Origin of the sequence: Flavobacterium collinsii, assembly GCF_946903285.1 — a bacterium.
Lineage (GTDB): Bacteria > Bacteroidota > Bacteroidia > Flavobacteriales > Flavobacteriaceae > Flavobacterium > Flavobacterium collinsii.
The window spans coordinates 1287484-1308924 of record NZ_OX336425.1 but is presented as its reverse complement, the minus strand read 5'-3'; the positions used below and the strand labels follow the sequence as shown (position 1 = coordinate 1308924).

15 protein-coding genes are annotated in these 21441 nt (G+C 36.4%); 6 read left to right on the top strand and 9 right to left on the bottom strand.

Annotated features, from left to right (window positions below; translation table 11 throughout):
- Window positions 1-70: 70 nt before the first annotated feature.
- From OGZ34_RS05835 to OGZ34_RS05815, 5 genes are all read right to left on the bottom strand, one after another.
- Window positions 71-3247, bottom strand: a complete 3177-nt coding sequence (locus OGZ34_RS05835; RefSeq protein WP_173965330.1) for an efflux RND transporter permease subunit — start codon at window positions 3245-3247, stop codon at window positions 71-73.
- A 71-nt stretch (window positions 3248-3318) separates the two neighbouring features.
- Window positions 3319-4386: an efflux RND transporter periplasmic adaptor subunit gene (locus tag OGZ34_RS05830; protein WP_173965331.1), complete on the bottom strand. Its 1068-nt coding sequence runs from the start codon at window positions 4384-4386 to the stop codon at window positions 3319-3321.
- 9 nt (window positions 4387-4395) lie between these two features.
- Window positions 4396-5730 carry a TolC family protein gene (locus OGZ34_RS05825; protein WP_263362418.1) on the bottom strand — a complete coding sequence of 445 codons (1335 nt, stop codon included), beginning with the start codon at window positions 5728-5730 and terminating at the stop codon, window positions 4396-4398.
- 10 nt (window positions 5731-5740) lie between these two features.
- On the bottom strand, window positions 5741-6340 hold the full coding sequence (locus tag OGZ34_RS05820) for a TetR/AcrR family transcriptional regulator (protein ID WP_263362417.1): 600 nt from the start codon (window positions 6338-6340) through the stop codon (window positions 5741-5743).
- Between the two features lie 108 nt (window positions 6341-6448).
- On the bottom strand, window positions 6449-6970 hold the full coding sequence (locus OGZ34_RS05815; RefSeq protein ID WP_173965334.1) for a YceI family protein: 522 nt from the start codon (window positions 6968-6970) through the stop codon (window positions 6449-6451).
- Window positions 6971-7240: 270 nt separating this feature from the next.
- Here OGZ34_RS05815 and OGZ34_RS05810 point away from each other — a divergent pair, with 270 nt between their 5' ends.
- Complete coding sequence (locus OGZ34_RS05810; RefSeq protein WP_263362416.1) at window positions 7241-8215, top strand: polyprenyl synthetase family protein; 975 nt, start codon at window positions 7241-7243, stop codon at window positions 8213-8215.
- Window positions 8216-8343: 128 nt separating this feature from the next.
- Here OGZ34_RS05810 and OGZ34_RS05805 read toward each other — a convergent pair whose 3' ends face one another.
- The 3 genes from OGZ34_RS05805 to OGZ34_RS05795 all read right to left on the bottom strand — a co-directional run bounded on the left by OGZ34_RS05805 (window position 8344) and on the right by OGZ34_RS05795 (window position 14137).
- Entirely contained in the window at window positions 8344-10209 is a 1866-nt protein-coding gene (locus OGZ34_RS05805) for an alpha,alpha-trehalase (RefSeq protein ID WP_263362415.1), read from the bottom strand.
- A complete protein-coding gene (locus tag OGZ34_RS05800; RefSeq protein ID WP_173965337.1) occupies window positions 10199-11419 on the bottom strand; it encodes an MFS transporter in 1221 nt (406 codons plus the stop codon). Before OGZ34_RS05800 ends, OGZ34_RS05805 begins: the two co-directional genes overlap by 11 nt.
- Window positions 11420-11497: 78 nt before the next feature.
- Entirely contained in the window at window positions 11498-14137 is a 2640-nt protein-coding gene (locus tag OGZ34_RS05795; protein WP_263362414.1) for a TonB-dependent receptor, read from the bottom strand.
- A gap of 166 nt (window positions 14138-14303) precedes the next feature.
- Here OGZ34_RS05795 and OGZ34_RS05790 point away from each other — a divergent pair, with 166 nt between their 5' ends.
- The 3 genes from OGZ34_RS05790 (at window position 14304) to OGZ34_RS05780 (ending at window position 16307) form a co-directional block, all read left to right on the top strand.
- Window positions 14304-15329, top strand: coding sequence for a LacI family DNA-binding transcriptional regulator (locus tag OGZ34_RS05790; protein WP_263362413.1), 1026 nt, complete (start codon window positions 14304-14306; stop codon window positions 15327-15329).
- 41 nt (window positions 15330-15370) lie between these two features.
- Window positions 15371-15724 carry a hypothetical protein gene (locus OGZ34_RS05785; RefSeq protein WP_263362412.1) on the top strand — a complete coding sequence of 118 codons (354 nt, stop codon included), beginning with the start codon at window positions 15371-15373 and terminating at the stop codon, window positions 15722-15724.
- Window positions 15725-15785: 61 nt separating this feature from the next.
- On the top strand, window positions 15786-16307 hold the full coding sequence (locus tag OGZ34_RS05780; protein ID WP_263362411.1) for a hypothetical protein: 522 nt from the start codon (window positions 15786-15788) through the stop codon (window positions 16305-16307).
- Window positions 16308-16517: 210 nt separating this feature from the next.
- Here the strand turns inward: OGZ34_RS05780 and OGZ34_RS05775 are convergent, their stop codons facing one another.
- Window positions 16518-17069, bottom strand: a complete 552-nt coding sequence (locus OGZ34_RS05775; protein WP_263362410.1) for a hypothetical protein — start codon at window positions 17067-17069, stop codon at window positions 16518-16520.
- 116 nt (window positions 17070-17185) lie between these two features.
- On the opposite strand from OGZ34_RS05775, the gene OGZ34_RS05770 reads away from it, so the two are divergent.
- Complete coding sequence (locus OGZ34_RS05770; RefSeq protein ID WP_173965342.1) at window positions 17186-19960, top strand: 2-oxoglutarate dehydrogenase E1 component; 2775 nt, start codon at window positions 17186-17188, stop codon at window positions 19958-19960.
- 77 nt (window positions 19961-20037) lie between these two features.
- Window positions 20038-21273: a 2-oxoglutarate dehydrogenase complex dihydrolipoyllysine-residue succinyltransferase gene (gene odhB, locus OGZ34_RS05765; protein WP_173965343.1), complete on the top strand. Its 1236-nt coding sequence runs from the start codon at window positions 20038-20040 to the stop codon at window positions 21271-21273.
- Window positions 21274-21441 lie beyond the last annotated feature (168 nt).

Below are 21441 nucleotides of genomic sequence, written 5' to 3'. Positions count from 1 at the left end.
ATTTTTTTTACCATTTCCTCCCGAAGTGTCGGGATTAGAATTTGGAATTTCTTTATTGAGATTTTAAATCTTAATGGGTATGTTTAGGATTAAAACCATCCTCGCTTACTTCTGTTGGCGTATAATCGGCCACCATTTCAGCTTCATAGTCGATTTTTTCTCCTTTAGAGAATTTATGAATAATTTTCTCCATGATATTATAAATCACCGGAACTACAATTAAGGTAAGGAATAAAGAAGAAATCAATCCTCCGATAATTACCCATGCCAAACCGTTTTTCCACTCAGCTCCTGCCCCTGATGCCAATGCAATTGGGAACATACCAAATACCATCGCAATAGTTGTCATCAAAATTGGACGCAAACGAGCGTGATTGGCCTGAATTAATGCTGTTCTTATTGATTCACCTGCAGCTCTTCTCTGGTTGGTGTAATCGACCAGCATGATCGCATTCTTACACACCAGACCGATCAACATGATGATCCCCAGAATTGTAAAGATGTTCAATGAGTTGTTGGTCAAAGCCAAGGCTAACATCGCACCGATAAACGAAAGCGGGATAGCAAACAATACGACAAACGGGTGAACGAAACTGTCATAAAGTCCAACCATTACCAGGTAAACCAAAATAATAGCAGCTAATAAAGCGATTCCTAAGGTACCAAATCCTTCCGATTGGTTCTCCTGATCTCCACCCCAGATGTAGTTTACACCAGCAGGTTTTTTCAGTTTGTCTAACTTCACTTGCCATTGTTGAACGATTGTTCCTGACGGTACTCCAACGTTTTGTCCTTTTACCGTTACCGAAGCCGATTTATCTCTTCGCTCTAACTGGCTAGGTCCTGATCCTTCTGTAATGTCTGCAAACTGCGACAATTTAATTTGTTGACCAGCTGCATTTACAAAAATCAAATTACTAACGTCTGTAATACTTTTTCTATCAAAAGCATTGTATCTGATGTTAATGTCATATTCGTATTCACCAGCTCTGTATTTACCATCGGTATTTCCACTAAAAGCAGTCTGCATGGTCAAACCAACTGTTTGAAGTGTTAAACCTAATGCTGCCATTTTATCACGATCTACCTTAACGTTGATCTCCGGGTTTCCGTCCTCAACCGTTAATTTAATCTCTGTTGTTCCCGGAATAGTACGTAATTCTGCCTCTGCCAATTTAGCAAATGCCATCGCACTTTCTGTTGACGGACCTGTTACGATCAATCCCAATGTAGCATCCTCAGCAGTTCCTAAGATACCTACCGGAACTGTTTTAACTTTAGCTCCAACCAGTACTTTCTCTAACTTACGTTTGATTTTTGCTGCATAAACGTTAGCATCATCTGTACGGTCTTTTTGCTCGATCATTTTTACGTCAATCTCTGCTTTGTAAGCTGTAGCCTGCGATGCTCCAAAACCTTCACTAGTTTGTCCCACGGTTGTAATCTGACTGTGTACATATTCCTGTGCTTTCAAATACGCTTCTGCTTTTTGGGTCATGAAGTTGGTTTGCTCTAACGAAGCGTCTTTCGGCATTTCGATTTGAACTAAAAACTCCCCACTATCAGAAGAAGCGAAGAACTCCCCTCCAATGAAACCTCCGGCCATTAAACCTATGGTTGAAGCAAAAAACAATACAATTACTACCGCAAATGTTTTAATATAATGATCCAGACACCATGTTAACAAGTGAGAAACCCAGTCTGTAAAACGTGTTAAATAACTTTCGAAACCAAGAATGATTCTTCCAAATAAATTCTTTCCTTCAATATGCTCTAATTTACCATAACGAGATGATAACCAAGGAATAATAGTAAATGAAGCCAAAAGCGACAACAAAGTCGAAATAATTACCGTAACACAGAATTGTGTAATGATATTAGATACTAATCCGGAACTCATAGCAATAGGCAAGAATACTACCACAATTACTAAAGTAATCGAAGTTACCGTTCCACCAATTTCTGCTGTTCCGTCGTACGAAGCACGAATTCGGCTTTTCCCCATCTCCATGTGTCTGTAGATGTTTTCCAGTACCACAATCGCATCATCGACCAGAATACCTACTACAAGAGATAATCCTAATAAACTCATTAAGTTCAGGGTATATCCCATTAAATATATACCGATAAAAGTAGCAATCAAAGATGCCGGAATCGATACCATTACAATCAATGAGTTTCTGATACTATGCAGGAAGAACAACATTACAAAAGCTACCAGTACTACTGCAATCAATAAATCGTGTACTACAGAATCTGCCGCTTCTAATGTAAAAACGGTACTGTCTTTTGCAACTTCCAGTTTTAACTGGTTTACTTTATAATCTTTTTCAAGAATTGCAATTGTTTTTAATAAATGCTCACTTACTGCAACCGCATTTGCATCTGATTGTTTTACAATTTGCAAAACGATCGCACTTTTCTGATCTACACGTGATATTTTTTCAGCAATTTTTTGCGTATCCTGAACATCTGCAATATCACTTAAACGAACCTGAATTCCGTTTTGAGAAGAAACCACTAAGTTTCTTAATTCTTCAACACTTTTGTATTTACCCGCTAAACGGATTAATATTTTTTGATCACGTGTCTGAATGTTACCCGTTGGGAAATCCAGATTCGAGGTCAGAATATTTTGTTGCACTTGCGGAACAGATAGTCCATAACCCTGCATTTTTAATGCATCAAGGTTTACCTGAATTTCACGCTCTGAACCACCAATAATATTTACCTGAGCCACACCTTGTACACGGGATAAAATAGGTGCAATTTTTTTGTCAATTAAGTCATAAAATGCTGCTTCGTCCATTTTTCCGTTGGCACCAAGCGTCATGATTGGTAAATCACTCAGCGAGAACTTGGTTAGTGCCGGTGTTTTCACATCATCGGGTAAATCACTGATAATCGCGTTTATTTTTCGCTGTGCATCATTCAAAGAGAAATCGACCTTTGCATTTGATGTCAGTGTAATTGAAACAATAGACAAACTTTCGTACGATTTTGAGTCAATTTTCTTGACATTCTCTAAGGATGCGATCGCATCTTCAATTTTCTTGGTCACTGTATTTTCTACCTCACTAGGAGAAGCTCCCGGATATATGGTAGAAATGGTAATAACGTTTTGTTCAAATTTCGGGATCAGCTCATAACCTAACTGGCTGTAGCTAAACAGTCCACCTAGTGTTAGAATTGTAAACAGTACAATTACTAACGACGGACGTTTTATGGATATTTCGGCTAATTTCATATTTGTTGCTTTAGGCTTTAGACTTTAGGCAATAAGCTTAATGCTTACAGCCTATAGCTTAATGCTTTAATTTATTTAATAATTTCTACTGTGTTACCGTCTTGCAGGTTAATTTGACCTGTAATTACTACAGTTTCTCCATCAGTTAATCCGTTGATGATTTCTACTTTATCACCCAAAATTCTTCCAGCGGTTACTTTTCTTAATTTTGCAACACCTTTTTCTACTACAAAAATCTGGTTACTGCTCACACTACCTACGAATGCATTTCTAGGTACCACCATAAGGTGTTGTTTTTGTTGTTTCGATGCAAAGTTTGCAGTTCCGTACATACCTGCTTTCAAGTCGTTATTGGTATTGTTTGTAATTTCAATTTCAACCGGAAAGTTCAAAGATTCATCTGCTTTTGCAGCAATGAAAGTAATTTTTCCTGAAAACGTTTTGTCCGGGTAAACACTCGCTGATACATTAATGTGATCTCCAACTTTTAAACTCGCAACCTGATTTTCGTTTACCGTAACTACCAATTTCAACTTTGAAACGTTTACGATATCAAACAATGCTGTTGCTGGCATTCCTGTTAAGATAGATCCTGGTTCAATGTATTTTTTATTGATAAAACCATTGATTGGTGCTTTTACTCTGGTATCACCAACATTAATTTTAGCCTGTGTATAATGAGACTGAGCATTTGTCAAAGCCAGTTTTGCCTGGTCTAATTGCTGCTTGGTAACACCTCCGGTTTTAAAGGCATTTTCGTATCTGTTATAATCTGATTTTGCATTTTGATATGCTGCCTCTGCATTCTGAGCATCTACATTAATAATGTCTCCTCTCATCGTCAATAAAGTTTGACCTACTCTTACGTAGTCTCCTTCTTTAGCCAGAACCGTAATTACTTTTCCAGATTTCTCAGCAGAAAATGTCAATTGTTGAATTGGTTGAAAGTTTCCGTTTGCTACGAAATCCAATGAAACTTCTTCTGTTTTTACAGGAGCTACTTTTACAGAAACGGCAGCATTCTTTTCTGCTACGATATCTGTTTTCTCTTTGTTCTCTTTCTTATTATTATTTAAGACATATCCAATCACACCCAGGGCTGCAATTATGATTACGATTGTTATAATAGTTTTCTTCATTGTAATTAGTTATTTAATAAGAGTTTTAAGTTGACCTTTTGATTTGATTAGTGCTACTTCGGCAATTTTGTAATTCAAAACCGCTCTGGTATAATTATTTTGTGCTTCAAGTGATGCGTTTTCTGCATCTAATAAGTCTGTTAAAGACGCCAATCCCTGAAGGTAATTGTTTTTTGTATTGCTTAAGATCTCAGTCGCTAAGCGCATGTTTTCTTTTTGATTATTAATGGTCACAAGGTTATTATCGATTTGCGCCATTGCATTTCTATAATCTAAATCAAGCGAAAGTTTGGTATCCTTGATGTCTTCCTCAAGCGATCTTAGTTCAACATCTGCCTGTCTTACTTTTGCACGAGTTCCAAATCCTGTAAAAATTGGCACATGCAGGTTTAATGCAATTGCAGAGAAATCTGACCAGTACACTCCCTGAGAAGGTTTGGCAAACCATGGCATTTGAGGCCCCTGACCAATATAGTTATACCCCGCAGTTAATGAAAGTGTTGGATAATATCCTGCTTCAACTGCTTTTTTGTTGAATACTAAAAGTTCTTGTTGTTTTTTCAAAAGCAGATACTCAGTTCTGTTTTCTATATTTGGTACTTCTGTTAAGGCAGCCGGTACCACTTCAAATTCTTCTTTTGGAATCTCTATTACAGTTTCAATAGGCATTCCCATGTAAAACTTTAAAGCGTTTTCCTGTAAAGTAATTTGATTTTTAATTTGTTGACGTTCTGTATCAATATTTGACATTTTTACGATGATACGATCTAAGTCAATTTTCTTAGCCAGTCCATTGTCAAATTGTCCTTTTACGATATCACGAACTTTAGTAGTATTCACATAATTGCTGTCTAATAAAGTCAATCTTTCGCGTTGCACGTAAACAGAATAATAGTTATTTGCAACTCTTTCGATTACTTGTTCTTCTGTTAACTGATCGTTTATTTGATAAAACTCACGAGTAGATCTTGCTGCTCTTAATCCTGTAAAAACAGACTGATCAAAGATAGCCTGAGTTAAAGAAACTCCGGCAGTTGAAACCCATTTTTGACCAAATGCTGCCTGAATTGTAGTTCCCGGCTGACCAAATCCTGCTCCATCGATTACGGTTGTCTGAATTATCGGATTGTGAGTTAGATTTCCGTTAGCAGAAATTTGAGGTAACGCTCTGGAGCGTATTTCCTGAATTTTATACTCACTGTTTTCAACCTGTAATTTTGCTTTTTTCGCGTCGGCTTTGTTTTCAAGCGCATACGTAAGAGCTTCTTTCAAGGTTAGGTTTTTGACTTGTGCGCTGGCAGACAAGCCAATAGAACACAAAAATATAAGAATTATTCGTTTCATAGATTGATGATTAAATAGTAATTTTTTTAAGTTGTTTTTCCAATTCCGGTATTCCTTTTTCTGTTGCCATAGCTCTGGTGTGATATTCCAGTGCCTCCAATTCTATTTTTTGTGCTTCCCGTTCTGAAACAGTCGTTTCATTGATGTGAAAAATAAGTGTATAATAAAATTTCACATAGATGTCTATATTCAGATCTTCGCGATAAAGTCCCTCACGAATTCCTTTTTCAATATTCTCTTTGAACCAATGACTACACAAATCGATCTCCTGACTCAATATATTTTGATAAATTTCCGGATAGTGTTTTTTCAATTGATAAATGGGAGAAGTATCCATATTATTTTTAAACATATCTCTAAACATTTCTCTAATTTCAAAATTCTCATGAATCGCATTATAACCTTTCGCTACAATCGTATTAATTATTTCATGTACCTGTTTATGAACTAATGATGTGCTTTCTTCAATCAAAACTTCTTTATTGCAAAAGTATTTGTAAATGGTTTTTTTCGAAATACACATTTCTCCTGCAATATCATCCATTGTAACACTTTTAAAACCAAGTTTTAAAAACAACTCACTTGCTTTTGATATAATTTTCTCTTTCATTTTAATTTTCAAATTTCATTACAAATATACTTAGGAAACTAAAATCAAAAAAAACAGTTTCCATGATTTTTGTAATAATTTTACATTAATTTATTCATTAGGTATAATTTATATGCTAAACTCTAAATTTGCGATAAGCTTAATATCTTTTCCTAAAGCCAAACCTCCATTATGATTGAATGAATTATAATCTAAACCAAAATCCTGACGCTTAATATCTCCTTTGATTTCAAAAGCAACTTTCTTCTCGCCATTGTAGGTATTGACCCCTATAAACTCAGCATCAAGTTCTACTACCTTAGTAACGTCCTTAATGGTTAAGTCACCTTTGAAAAAATTTATATTGTTGTTTACTTTCTGAAAAGAAGTCGATTTAAAACTAATGATTGGGTGTTCGTTTACATCAAACAGGTCCTGAAGCTGTAAATACGTATCGATTTGCTGAAAATTATCAATTTTGTTATTGATGTCAAGTGAAAACTCAACCGATGCATCTTCAATTTCATTGTCTTCAATGTTCACATAACCACCAAATTTATTTGTAGTTCCTCCCATATAAGCAATGATCGAATGTCTCATTTTGATTAAAACATCTGATTGGCTAGAATCTAAGGTCCATGTTGTTTTCATAAATTACTGATTTTACTGAGGTTATAAATTACTCAACTTTTCACGGAAACTATTACAGTGTTCTAAGTTTCCGTTTAACGGTGCAAATATAGACAGGAAACCCTGAATACCAAAAAAGTTTCCAAGTTTTTTTTAAAATAATTTTAACATCTTACAAATTAGAAGATTTAAAGCCCATTCTAAACCCTGTTAAATCATTTCAATTTTTAAAAAAGGAATAATTGATTAATGAATTGTATCTTTGGGCTTCGCAAATCAGAATTTCATTTTATGCACGATATTAGTCAGTACCAGGATTTTTTTATTAGTTATTTAAAAAAACAAAGCATACAGAAAGAACCCCAAAATCTTTACGCTCCTATTGAATACATTCTCGGCCTTGGCGGAAAACGAATACGTCCCGTACTTACTTTGATGGCCGCAGAAGTCTTTAACACTTCTTATATAAAAGCACTTCCGGCTGCGATGGCTGTTGAAGTTTTTCATAATTTCTCGCTTGTACATGATGACATTATGGATGATGCACCTTTGCGCAGAGGACAGGAAACGGTTCATGAAAAATGGGACCTCAACACCGGTATTCTTTCCGGCGATGCGATGCTTATTCTCGCTTATCAGTATTTTGAACAATATGAACCAAATGTTTTCAGAAATCTGGCAAAACTGTTCAGCAAAACTGCTCTTGAAGTTTGTGAAGGGCAACAATGGGATGTTGATTTTGAAAAAAGAAACGATGTTACGATTCCGGAATATCTTAAAATGATCGAATACAAAACAGCTGTTCTGGTTGCTGCAGCCATGAAAATGGGAGCCATCGTAGCCGAAACATCTGAAAAAGAAGGCGATTTAATTTATGATTTCGGATTGAATTTAGGGCTTGCTTTCCAGCTTCAGGACGATTATCTGGATGCTTTTGGAGATCCGGAAACCTTCGGAAAACAAGTTGGAGGAGATATTATCGAAAACAAAAAAACATATTTATACCTCAAAGCAAGAGAATTTTCTTCTCCTGAAAAAGCTTCAGAATTAGAGCAATTATTCAGCCTACAATTAGAAGACAATACCGATAAAATAGCGACTGCAAAAACCATTTTTAATGAATCAGGAGCTTCAAAAGCAACGCAGGATGCTATAGAGATGTATACTTTTAAAGCTTTTGAAACTTTAGAAAAAATGGATATTAATGCCGAAAAGAAAGATATTCTTAGAACTTTTGGCGAGAATTTAATGGGTAGAAAAGTTTAATTTTTTTGCCACGAATTACACTAATTTTCACCTATTTAATTATGATGGATTCGTGGAAATTAATGTGTTTTGACAAAATAGTAAACCCAACAGGTTTTGAAACCTGTTGGGTCTGTCATTTTAGAACATTAAAAAAGTGTATCAGGATCAACCAACTCCGATAATTTTTGTTTTAAATCTTCTTCCAAAATGGTTAAACCGTACTGGTACGAAGCGTTCATCCATCCAAAACCTTCTTCGGTTATAAAATCAAATTCGGTGCCTACGTTTCCGTATTCTGCAAAAATCTTGTGCGAACTGATCGATAAATCAAACTTCTCCGGAATGGTTCCGTTATAATCAACCGCATTTCTGGTAATCAGCCAAAGCCAGCGATATATCATTTCCTGCGCTTCTTCATTAAAATTATAATTCAGCAAACCTTCCCATAAAAGCATTTGATGCGGCGCCCATCCAAACGGATAATCCCATTGTCGAATTGGTGCGTTTTCGTCTATATCTGCAATAGATTCTTTGGTACTTCCTGCAATTCCACCTTTCATTTTAAATCTCGGAAGCGTCTTTTTTACCAGAATTTCGGCCTGTTCCGGTGTGCTTATTTTTGCCCACAGTGGGTAAAATGTCGGAGCTGCTTCAAAAAAATGCTGCTCCTCGTTTACAAAATTATAATCCAGATAACAGCCGCATTCTGAATTCCAACACAACTGATTGATTTTTTCTTTTCTGGAAGCTGCTTTTGAAAGCCAATATTCGCTTGAGAAAGATTTGTCTTCAAAATATTGAAATTCATCTTTAAAATACTTTTTAATCAAAAACGCAATATCCGTTTCGTATTTATAAAGCAAACTATTAATGGCAACCGTATTTAAGTTTGCACAAACTCCAACCAGTCTGTTTGTGGTGTCATGGCCGCTTTCACGCATACTTCGATCGTGAATAAAATACTTATCCAATTCGGCATCAACAACTTCTCGCTCCAGGTATTTTTTCTCGAATTCCCGAGTAGACAAATTGTACTTCGGCGCATATTGTTCCAGAATATCATCAAAATGACCTTCTTCTACTTCAAATGGCAAGCCAATTCCTTCTGCTTTATAACGATTCAGTCCATTGGCCGTAAGCCTTTTGCCTTCCTCCATCCAAACCGTTCTGTATTCTTTAATCGCGGTTTTCAAATGCCTTTCAATCCAGAAAATATCAGGATTCGATTTTTCTAAAACATCTCTGATCAATGACGTATAAAGCGGTGGTTGGGTACGGGTTAAATAATAACTACGGTTGGCATTTAGTATTTTTCCGTAGTGATCAATTTGGTATTTAAAGTTCTCAGCTATTCCTAAGGCCAGTTCTATTTTATCATCGATTAAAAGTCCTTTGGCAATAAAATAACTGTCCCAGCCATACATTTCATTAAACCTTCCACCTGGAACAACAAACGGAACCCCCGAAATTTCATTGTTTTTAATCTGAAGTGCCAAAGCCAGAATACCCGGCTTTTGGTTCAGTGACAATACATACTCCGGTGAGATTTGTTTAGGCAGTTGTACTACTTTTAACTTTGGCGTTATGGCTTCTAACTTTTTGAAATAATCAAAAACGATTTCATCACCAAAAGGCACATACAGATACGAAATAGCATTTTCTATTTTATTGTCTTCCAGTATTTTTTTGACACCATTGGCATCAATCGTACGTGTCAGCCCTTTCCAATACAGGTTTTTTATTTTTCCTGAGATTCTTTTTACAGGATCTTCAACGATTTGATCCAGACTGATTTCAGCAAATTCAACATTATCTTTTTTAGCCAAAGCCAGTTCCTGCAACAGGTTTGAAAGTTGATAGGTTCCTTCAATAACAGTCGAATTTCCATCCTCACCATTCAGTAAAAATCTCTTTGGACCCTGGTCGTCAATCGTTATTTTTTTATCACCATCAGTATCTTCCTGAGCCAATAGTTTTTCGATAGTTTGGGATATATGTAGTTTAAATTTCATCTTTTGCAGTTATTTTTTTAAGAATAAAAAAGGATATTAATAATAAAGACATTGGAATCAAAGTAAAGTAAAATGCCTTTTCAGGCCCTTCATTTTTAAACAGCCAACCTGTTATTCTGGAGCCTAATGTTCCGCCAAGAGCCGAGAAAATCACGATTAATCCCGTCATTGAACTTTGCAGGTTTTTGGGCAGCGCACTCAATACAATCGAATTTAACAGAGGATAAATGGGAGCAATAAACAATCCGATTAAAGGAAATGCGAAACCTATTAAGGGGATATCTGAAAGCGTATTGATATTCTTCACTTCCAGCCCAACAGTTTTTGGGAGTACAAAAATCACAATCAGCATGGCCGAAAGAATACAGAAACTCAACACCCAGATCCAATTTACTTTTTTGGTCACAATCCCCGCAATCAATCTTCCTACTGCCAATGAAATAGCCAGAATACTGGCCATCATAATACTGATGTTCTCCGGTAAATGAAGCACTTTTGTATTGAATGTAGGCAGCCAGGAAAGAATTCCCTGCTCAATCATCACAAACAAAAAGACACTAATAACAAAGATAACCGTTAGCAATTTCGCCATTAAACGGAACATCTGCATAAAATCGTCTTTGAGATTTGCTCCCGCAGCGACTTCTGTTTCTTCAAATTTTATAAAAAACAAAAACAGAAACGATAGCAACGACAATCCTGCCAAAAACCAATACACATTCAGCCATGAATTGGGATCATCTTCATTGTTAAAAGCCGGAAATAAAAAATAAGCCAGTGCAATTCCAACCATAAAAAAACCTTCAATACTGCTCATCAAGGCGTTGTGTTCTTTTTTGGTTTCGGTTACTGTACCAATCAACGAATACACCGAAACTTTAATCAAAGCAAATGACACTCCAACGGTTGCAAAAAGAATTTTAGCATTGTCGAATGAGTTTCCAAAATACATAGAAATACATGCCAGCGTAACCAGTCCCAAACCAATCAGCATCGATTTTCGATATCCGATTCTGGGTAAAAAAGAAGCTATAAAAAAGGAAACAATCGCAATAGGCATATCCTTAAACGCTTCTAAAATACTCGCCTGAACTTCATCTACTCCATAATTTTTCTGCGATTTCAAAATCACAATGCCCACGCTATTCAGGAGAATAGCGAAGACAAAATAATTAAGGTAAAGAGATATTTTAATTCCTATGTTTTTCATTTTTTATTGGTTTGTCTTTTAGTTGATGAAATGTTTCAGGTTTAAAGTTTCAGGTTTCAAACATACATTTAACATCTCTTAAAAATTAATCGCAACCGAAAATCTAAAAGCACGTCCTAAAATAGGTCTTGCCATAAATACATCGCTTGCGGCTGATGTTGTTTGTCTTGGATCACCTTCAGTTAAACCAATTTCATTGAACAAATTCGAAGCATCAACTGCAAAACGAAGATTATGATAGGTATAATTTAAACCTGCTCCCACTTCTTTATACGCTGGTAAAACTTGTTTGTTGTCTTGATTCGTGAACTTTTTATCGTAGTACGAAAACTGAACATAAGCGGTAAAATCTTTTGTAATGTCTACTTCCGGTCTTAAATTACAGAAAAATTTAGGGATTCTTCGTGCCGTATTTCCGTTAAAATTAAATGTAGATCCGTCTGCATTTGTACCTGTAAAATTATCGTATTCCGGTTTTTGAACGGTAAACGTAAAGTTCAGTTTTACCATTTCATATCTCGCATTCGTTTCTACTTCAAGACCAATATTATTTACATCGGCGAATTTATTTTCAGAAGATCCATCCGATAAAATATCTGTAAAGGCAACATTTTTTAAGCCCATGTGAAACAAATTGGCATTCACATTAAAGAAAGAATTAGAATATTTATACCCCAACTCAAACTGATTCACCTCGGTATTTTCCAGTTTGCTCAAATCGGCCGCATTATCATAAAAAGACTCTTCGATAGGCGATCTGAAACCATGACTGTAACGTACATATGAAGCTATATTGTCATTGAATTTGTAGTTTCCGGCAGCGGTATACGACCATTCGCTCACATCATATCTCCAGTACGTATAAGGATTTCCTTTAACCGTTGTTACCTTATCATCGGCCGTATTGTTATCTAAAATCCCTAAATTCTCTGCAAAAAAACGAGCATTGTCTCTGTAACCGGAATATTTGTCTTTGTTGTATCGTAAACCGGCATTAAAAGTCAGATTGTCTGTTGCTTTGATTTCGGCATCGGCATAAACATCATTCAAAAGCCCTTTGGTTTGCGCATCCCTTTCCAACCATGTAATTCTTTCCACCCCGTTCCAGGTATGATTTACTCCGGTTGTATTGTCTTTTACATTTAACAATCTTGGATTATCTGAAACACCCACTAAATACGAGTTCCAGTTCCAATATTGATTCGATTTCCAGTTCGAATAATAGTACCCTGCTGTTAGTTTTACCGGATCTAAATCAAATGCAAAAGAGAAGTTATTGGCAAAATTGCTCATCTTTTTCTCGATATGCCAAAGATCTGCTCTCATGATTAAAGCATTTGGATCAAGTGTTGCGCCGTTATCTACATAAGAATAGGTAAGATTACTGGCCGTTGTATTCTGAACACCGCTTGCATAAGCGCTTTGTGTCCACGGACCTCCATTTGGAAAAATAGCATTGTAATTCAAATTGATACTCGTTTGTTTGAATGCATTTTTAAAAGTCACTTTCTCCGATATTTTCTTTTTAAATTCAGCACCAATCGAGTTGATTATCGGATGAGAACCGTCTTCTAAATCGGCACTAAAAGTTCCGCCACCGTATTGAGGCACATTTAAACGACTGAAATTTACTGAAGTCAGTGTTCCATAATTAGGATTAAAGCCCGGAATTCCTTCGATTTTTCCATTATTACTTTTTAACGGAATTGGCAGGTAGAAGGTATTTCTGTCATCAAGATGTTTAAAGTTAATTCTTAAATAATCGTTGTCATCAAACTTATACGTAATGTTTCCTTTTATCTGTCCACCCTTATTAGCAGTAAAACCGGTATTTCTTACGCCATTATCGGCTCTGTAAAAACCTCCAATATTAAAGAACAATTTGTCCTGGATTAAAGCACCTGATAAGTTCAGATCTGTTCGGAACATTCCGTAATCTGAAGTCGAGAATTTAGCCCTTCCCTGAAAGTCATTCTGACCTGTCTTAGAAATGAAATTGATGATTCCACCCGGAGCATTATTGGCAAAAATGGATGCCGAGCCCCCACGAACCGCCTCCATTTTGCTTACTGTTTCGTCTAATCTGTAAAAAGTATCAGCATTTGCAAATTGCAGTGCACCATCTTCAAAAACAGGTAATCCGTCTTCCTGAATCTGTACATACTCATACGCTCCTGCAGACGGGATTCCTCTTGCAAAAAGATTATTCCCAATTTCTCCTCCCGAGGCTTCTACCACAAATCCGGGAATCGTCTGCAATAAAGCTGCTGTACTTGCAGGCGCTCTGTCTTCGATGGCCTTAGCCCCCATTGTGGTAATGGCCACACTGGATTCTAATTTAGACCTCGGACTTGAAGATCCTGTTACTACAACTTCTTTCAGACTTTGGGATTCTCCTTCGAGAAGCAAATTTACCTCTAAAGATTCTCCTTCTTTTACTGTAATTTGTTTTCCAAAGGTTTTATAGCCAATATTAGTCGCCACAATGGTATAATCTCCCGCGGGAACATTCGAGAATACGAACCTTCCGTTTTCGTCAGTAATAGTATTTTTATCTGTTCCTTTAAGCGAAACATTGGCTCCCGGAATGGTTTGGCCACTCTCATCGAGTACCTTTCCCGAAACGGTATTTTTATTCTGAGCAAACAGATGGTTTGGAACAGAGATTAAGCACAATATCAAAAATAATATGCCTAAATAAGAATGTTGCTGTTTCATGATTTTTTGGTTTAGTTAGTAAATCTTTCATTTGTGAATGTAAACTTACTCAAGGAATTAACTCTAATTTAAGAATTCCAAATCGAAAACGTTTTCGAAATGACCTAAAACGTTTTCGGAAGTTAATTTTTTACTAATACACTTTATTTTTTAGTACTTTTATTTCATGAATGACACAAAATTAATAGATATAGCCTCGGCATTGGGAATTTCGGTTACCACGGTTTCAAAAGCACTAAAAGGCTATACAGATATTAGCAAGTCTACACGTGCCCGGGTGATCGAAATGGCCGAAACCATGAACTACATGCCCAATTCGGTTGCTGTAAACCTGAGAACCAATGAAACCAAAACAATAGGTGTCATTATTCCGGCCACCGTGCATCATTTCTTCTCAAGTGTCTTAAATGGAATTCTCGAAGAAGCCGAAAAAAGAGGCTATCTTGTCATTATATTACAATCCAACGAAAAATACGAACTGGAGAAAAAACAACTTGCCTTACTAATTCAAAAACGTGTAGACGGGGTCTTGATGTCACTCTCTAATGAAACAGATGACTTTTTTCATATCAATGAAGCCATCCGTAAAAATACCCCAGTCGTTTTATTTGATAAAATTGCCAAAAGAGTCGATTGTTCCAAAGTCGTTATCAATGATGCCAAAGCAGCATTCGACGCCGTTTCTTACCTCATTAATAAAGGATTCAAAAAGATCGCCCATTTTAGGGGTTCCTATGTCCCACAAAACTCAATTGATCGGTTTTTAGGATACAAAAGGGCGTTGGAAGCGCACGGAATTGAATACGATTCAAAACTGGTTTATGTGTGTGATAACAATACCGATTTTGAAGATGGTTACGAAAACGCCCAAAAAATAATGACTGAACATCCGGACATAGACGCGATTTTTGCCATCACCGATTTGGTAGCTATCGGAATTATCAAATACTTTAATGAGGCAGGAATCAAAACACCGGAACAGGTAGCCGTTTTTGGCTTTAGCAATTGGTTTATGAGTACCGTTATCTCACCCAAACTAACTACAATTGACCAGCCCGGTTTTGAAATGGGGCATCAGGCGGTTTCGCTCTTAATAGATGAAATTGCAGACCTGAAAGAACATCGACCGGTGACACATCAAATTATTGAACTTCCTACAAGAATCATTGAAAGAGAATCAACCGTTAAATGATTTTTTAGTTTTAACTTTGCGTCAATTCTTAAAAAGCATCAATGTTTCCGATTCCTGAAAATACCGATATTTTATTGGCTGATGCCGAAAGTGGAAATCTATATATAAGTCTAATTGAGCAAATCAACAAAGATTTTAATTTAGCCAACGAAGGAATCGATTTTCCGATGAGTATCTCTCCCGAAGAACTAAAGATTCAGCTTCACGAAAAAATCTACCGAATGATTCAGTACAAATTTGCTGAATACCTGAACCTGCTTTATATTATCGATGTTTCTGAAAATGAAATTAAAAAACTCGACGGTTCTGATTTAGTGATTTTAGCCGAGCAGGTTTCTTTTTTAATTTTAAAAAGAGAATGGCAGAAGGTTTGGTTTCGAAATTATTATAAGTAAAATACCAGGCTTTTCAATTGAAAACTCTAAATTTCAATCGCTAAACTAAATTTCATACCACATGAACAGTTCAAATAGCAACCTTAAAAACGAGTTAACAATTGAATATGGAGGTTTTTCCAAAGAAGACTTACTGCAAAAATTAAAAGAGTCTACTATCATGCTCAATGAATTTGCTGAAATTATTTTTTCAAATAAAGCATTTAAGACCTCTAAAAAAAAGAAGTTAATTTCGATAAAAGAAATTTCAATAAATGAATTAGGATTTCCGAATGGCGCGACAATACCTGAAATAAAAGAATGTCTGAAGAAATTTGAATTATCCGAATGTCCACTTGAAGCAGCCCCATATTTACGACTCGAATTACTCAACCAGGAAGAAATTACTGCTTCTGAGCATCAAAAAAACAAGGCGCCACTTGGCTCCTTAACAATCTTCACCCATCCTATTAGTAAGGACGATAGTTTTCCGAAAGGATTTTACCTTAGAAAAATGAATGATCAATTATGGTTGAGGGGATATACCTGCTCCTTAGATTTCGTTTGGAATCCAGATGATCGATTTATATTCAAATGTCATTAAGAAACAGCTTCAAAATAAAAATACGCACTTTGTAGAGGAAAATGTCTTTTTTGATTTTAAGAAGAGAATTACAAAAAGTTTGGTTCCGAAATCATTACACTTAATTAGGCGCAGAGGTACAAAGTTGCAAAGCGACAGAGGCTTCCCTTCTTTGCAGTAAAATTTGTTTTCAAAACCTTTGAACCTTTGTCTCTATGTCTCTTTGAACCTTTAAAAGTACACTCTCACAAAAGGCATAAATCCGGATCCGTAAAGACTGGTATCCTTATTAAACAAAACATCGTAGCGGGCTCCAATCGTTACACTTCCGGTTCTGTAACCTGCGCCAAGGTATAAGGCAGTATTCCAATAATTATCGGAATAACTTGGTCGGTAAGCAGTCGATTTATAATCAGTATTTACACGAACCTGTTCTAGTTCGGCAGACAATTGAATTTCAGGAATTGGATTCACAAGTCCAATCAGACTTCCACCATAAACAAAAGAGCTGTAATAGTTTTTGGAGGACAGGTAACCAAACTGCAATCCAACACCAACAGATACAATTTCGTTTACATTATAGATAGCACTTGGCAAAACGGAAATATCCGTATATCCGGAACCAATTCCTAAACCAAGACCTCCTCCAAATTGAACTTTCTCCCAAAAATGATTACTGTTGTCTATGACATATTTTTGCTGTGCAATTGCAGAACTTGAAAATAAGACTACCAAAATCACAAAAAAAGTTTTGAAAACGATTGAAATTTGATTTTTATCCATAGTTGAGTCTATTTTTAACAAATTTTTACGTAAAAGTACGTAAAAAAAAGATTTAAATAAATGTGATTGTTGTACTTTTGCGATTCTATTTAACAAAAAGTATATTCACTCATATTATGGATAGGTTTTCATTTTTAAATGCAGCGCATACAGAGTTTTTCGCACAATTATATGATCAGTATTTAGTAAACCCAGATAGCGTTGAGCCAAGCTGGAGAAGTTTTTTTCAAGGTTTCGATTTTGGACAAACGACTTATAATGACGAAAATCCGGTTCAACGAATTGTTGAATACGTAACAAACGACAACGTAGATTGTAGTTTAGTTTCTGATAAATTACAAAAAGAATTCAATGTCCTAAAATTAATCGATGCTTACCGTACACGCGGGCACTTGTTTACCAAAACAAACCCTGTTCGTGATCGCAGAACATCGTCTCCAACTTTAGACATTGAAAATTTCGGATTAACAACTGCTGATCTTTCAACAGTTTTTGATGCTGCTCAGGCAATCGGAGTAGCCCCTTCTACATTACAGGATATCGTAACACGTCTTCAGACTATTTACTGCCAACACATTGGTATCGAATACATGTACATCAGAAATCCCGGCGTTGTAAAATGGATCCAGGACAAACTGGCTGTAAACGTAAACCAGCCAAACTTCTCTTCTGAAGAAAAGAAAACAATCTTAAATAAATTAAATCAGGCTGTATCTTTCGAGAACTTCCTACACACTAAATATGTAGGTCAAAAACGATTCTCATTAGAAGGTGGAGAGTCTATCATCCCGGCTTTGGATGCTTTGATTGAACAAGCTGCTGAAAAAGGAGTTGAACAATTCGTAATGGGAATGGCTCACCGTGGTCGTCTAAACGTTTTGGCCAACATCTTCGGAAAATCAACTCAGGATATTTTTGGTGAGTTTGACGGTAAAGATTACGATCAGGAATATTTTGACGGTGACGTAAAATACCACTTAGGTCTTACAGCTGACAAAAAAACAAGAACAGGAAAAAACATCAACATCAATTTAGCACCAAACCCTTCTCACTTAGAAACGGTTGGAGCTGTAATTGAAGGAATCACAAGAGCAAAACAGGACAAATATTATCCTAACGATTTCTCTAAAGTATTACCTATTGCCGTTCACGGAGATGCTGCAATCGCAGGTCAGGGAATCTTGTATGAGATTATTCAAATGGCTCAACTTGACGGATACAAAACAGGCGGTACGATTCATATCGTAATCAACAATCAGGTTGGTTTTACCACTAACTATTTAGATGCACGTTCGTCTACGTACTGTACCGATGTTGCCAAAGTAACACTTTCACCGGTATTACACGTAAATGCTGATGACGCTGAAGCTGTGGTACACGCCGTATCTTTTGCATTAGACTACAGAATGCAATTTGGACGCGACGTATTTATTGACTTATTAGGATACAGAAAATACGGTCACAACGAAGGTGATGAGCCTCGTTTTACACAACCGGTTTTATATAAAATCATCGCGAAACATAAAAATCCAAGAGATATTTATGCAGAGAAATTATTGTCTGACGGCATAATCGATGCTACTTATGTAAATGCTTTAGAAAAAGAATACAAATCGGCTATGGAGGAGAACTTAGAAGCTTCCCGTAAAAAAGATTTGACAATTATAACTCCATTCATGAAAAACGAATGGGATGGATTTGTTCAGGTAACAGATACACAAATGCTTGAAAAAGTAGACACTACTTTTGATAAAAAAGGACTGGACTCTATCATCGATACAATCTCGACCTTACCATCTGACAAGAAGTTCATCAACAAAATAACTAAAATTGTTACGGACAGAAAAGTAGGATACGACAACAATACACTTGATTGGGGAACTGCAGAAGCATTGGCTTACGGTTCACTTTTAACAGAAGGATTCGACATTCGTATTTCTGGTCAGGATGTAGAACGTGGTACTTTCTCTCACCGTCACGCAGTTGTTAAAGTAGAAGACTCTGAAGAAGAAGTGATTTTATTGAATTCTATTGAGAACAAAAAAGGGAAATTTGGTGTATTCAACTCTCTTTTATCTGAATATGGTGTTCTTGGTTTTGATTATGGATATGCATTAGCCAATCCAAATGCCTTAACAATCTGGGAAGCACAGTTTGGAGATTTCTCTAACGGAGCTCAAATCATGATTGACCAATACATCTCTTGTGGAGAAGACAAATGGAACAACCAAAACGGTATTGTTTTATTATTACCTCACGGATATGAAGGTCAGGGAGCTGAACACTCTTCTGCAAGAATGGAACGTTACTTACAGCTTTGCGCAAGACACAACATGTATGTTGCCGATTGTACAACGCCAGCCAACTTCTTCCACTTGTTAAGAAGACAAATGAAAACAAATTTCCGTAAACCTTTGGTCGTTTTCTCTCCAAAAAGTTTATTACGTGATCCAAGATGCGTATCAACTGTTGAAGAACTGGCAACAGGAACTTTCCAGGAAACGATTGATGATACTACAGTAAACAAAAAAGACGTAAAATCTTTAGTATTCTGTACCGGTAAATTCTACTACGACATTGTAGCTGAAAGAGAAAACAACGGAAGAAATGATGTTGCAGTTGTTCGTATCGAGCAATTATTCCCTTTCCCAGTGGAACAAATCAAAGAAATCATTGCACAATATCCAAATGTTGACGATTATGTTTGGGCACAGGAAGAGCCTAAAAACATGGGAGCCTACAGCTTTATGCTGATGAACTTTGACCTTGTAAAATGGAGATTGGCTTCATTAAAAGCTTATTCTGCTCCTGCATCAGGAAGCTACACGCGTTCAAAACGTCGTCATGCTGATGCGATTAGAATGGTTTTCGATAAAAATTTATTCAGATAAAAAAATGTTTCAAGTTTAAAGTTTCCGGTTTAATAACAGGAAACTTTAAACCATAAAAACCTTAAACAAAAAATAAGATGATTTTAGAAATGAAAGTCCCATCACCAGGGGAATCAATAAAAGAAGTTGAAATTGCAACTTGGTTAGTAAAAGACGGAGATTATGTAGAAAAAGATCAAGCTATTGCTGAAGTTGATTCAGACAAAGCTACTCTTGAGTTACCGGCTGAAGCAAGCGGAACAATTACGCTAAAAGCAGAAGAAGGTGATGCAGTAGCAGTAGGCGCTGTAGTTTGTTTAATTGATACAAGTGCAGCAAAACCGTCAGGATCTGCTCCGGCAGCTGAAGCTCCAAAAGCTGAGGCACCAAAAGCGGAAGTAAAAGCTGAAGCACCAAAAGCAGCTCCGGTTCAGGCTCCGGCAGCTACAAGTTATGCAGCAGGAACACCATCTCCGGCAGCAAGAAAAATATTAGACGAAAAAAACATAGCACCGGCAACAGTTTCAGGAACTGGTAAAGGAGGCAGAATCACTAAAGACGATGCAGTAAACGCAGTACCTTCAATGGGAACTCCAACAGGAGGAAGCCGTGGAACTGAGCGTACTAAATTATCAATGTTACGTCGTAAAGTGGCTGAGAGATTAGTAGCTGCTAAAAACGAAACAGCAATGTTAACGACTTTCAATGAAGTTAACATGACGCCAATCAACCAAATTCGTAACGAATACAAAGATGCTTTCAAAGCAAAACATGGTGGTCTTGGTTTAGGATTCATGTCATTCTTTACAAAAGCAGTTACAAGAGCGTTACAATTATATCCGGACGTAAACTCTATGATGGATGGTGATTATAAAGTAGCTTATGATTTTGCTGATATCTCTATCGCAGTTTCAGGACCAAAAGGTTTAATGGTTCCTGTAGTTCGTAACGCTGAATTGTTGACTTTCCGTGGAATCGAAGCTGAAATCAAAAGATTAGCACTTAGAGCACGTGACGGTCAAATTACTGTTGACGATATGACAGGTGGAACTTTCACTATTACTAATGGTGGTGTTTTTGGAAGTATGTTAAGTACTCCAATTATCAACCCTCCTCAATCAGGAATTTTAGGAATGCACAACATTATTGAGCGTCCAATTGCTGTAAACGGTAAAGTTGAAATTCACCCAATGATGTACGTAGCACTTTCTTACGACCACAGAATCATCGACGGACGTGAGTCAGTTGGATTCTTAGTAGCTGTAAAAGAAGCTTTAGAAAATCCGTTAGAGTTATTAATGAATGGCGATGCTAAACGCGCTTTAGAATTGTAATTGTAATAATTTTCTACAATCATATAAAACCTGCTCATTCATTTGAGCAGGTTTTTTTTCTTAATATTAGCTTAAATTCCGCTTAAGATGTTAAAATTTTAAACAAATAAAAATTTAAACCCTTAAAAACTATTTTATTTAGAATAAATAAGAATAACTTGCTTGGCT

What these genes read in the sequence shown, in the direction of transcription:
- OGZ34_RS05785 (WP_263362412.1), top strand. Translation starts at nt 15,371, where the DNA reads ATGTTTCCGATTCCTGAAAATACCGATATTTTATTGGCTGATGCCGAA.
- odhB (WP_173965343.1), top strand. Translation starts at nt 20,038, where the DNA reads ATGATTTTAGAAATGAAAGTCCCATCACCAGGGGAATCAATAAAAGAA.
- OGZ34_RS05820 (WP_263362417.1), bottom strand. Translation starts at nt 6,340, where the DNA reads ATGAAAGAGAAAATTATATCAAAAGCAAGTGAGTTGTTTTTAAAACTT.
- OGZ34_RS05810 (WP_263362416.1), top strand. Translation starts at nt 7,241, where the DNA reads ATGCACGATATTAGTCAGTACCAGGATTTTTTTATTAGTTATTTAAAA.
- OGZ34_RS05825 (WP_263362418.1), bottom strand. Translation starts at nt 5,730, where the DNA reads ATGAAACGAATAATTCTTATATTTTTGTGTTCTATTGGCTTGTCTGCC.
- OGZ34_RS05830 (WP_173965331.1), bottom strand. Translation starts at nt 4,386, where the DNA reads ATGAAGAAAACTATTATAACAATCGTAATCATAATTGCAGCCCTGGGT.
- OGZ34_RS05780 (WP_263362411.1), top strand. Translation starts at nt 15,786, where the DNA reads ATGAACAGTTCAAATAGCAACCTTAAAAACGAGTTAACAATTGAATAT.
- OGZ34_RS05800 (WP_173965337.1), bottom strand. Translation starts at nt 11,419, where the DNA reads ATGAAAAACATAGGAATTAAAATATCTCTTTACCTTAATTATTTTGTC.
- OGZ34_RS05835 (WP_173965330.1), bottom strand. Translation starts at nt 3,247, where the DNA reads ATGAAATTAGCCGAAATATCCATAAAACGTCCGTCGTTAGTAATTGTA.
- OGZ34_RS05805 (WP_263362415.1), bottom strand. Translation starts at nt 10,209, where the DNA reads ATGAAATTTAAACTACATATATCCCAAACTATCGAAAAACTATTGGCT.
- OGZ34_RS05770 (WP_173965342.1), top strand. Translation starts at nt 17,186, where the DNA reads ATGGATAGGTTTTCATTTTTAAATGCAGCGCATACAGAGTTTTTCGCA.
- OGZ34_RS05815 (WP_173965334.1), bottom strand. Translation starts at nt 6,970, where the DNA reads ATGAAAACAACATGGACCTTAGATTCTAGCCAATCAGATGTTTTAATC.
- OGZ34_RS05790 (WP_263362413.1), top strand. Translation starts at nt 14,304, where the DNA reads ATGAATGACACAAAATTAATAGATATAGCCTCGGCATTGGGAATTTCG.
- OGZ34_RS05775 (WP_263362410.1), bottom strand. Translation starts at nt 17,069, where the DNA reads ATGGATAAAAATCAAATTTCAATCGTTTTCAAAACTTTTTTTGTGATT.
- OGZ34_RS05795 (WP_263362414.1), bottom strand. Translation starts at nt 14,137, where the DNA reads ATGAAACAGCAACATTCTTATTTAGGCATATTATTTTTGATATTGTGC.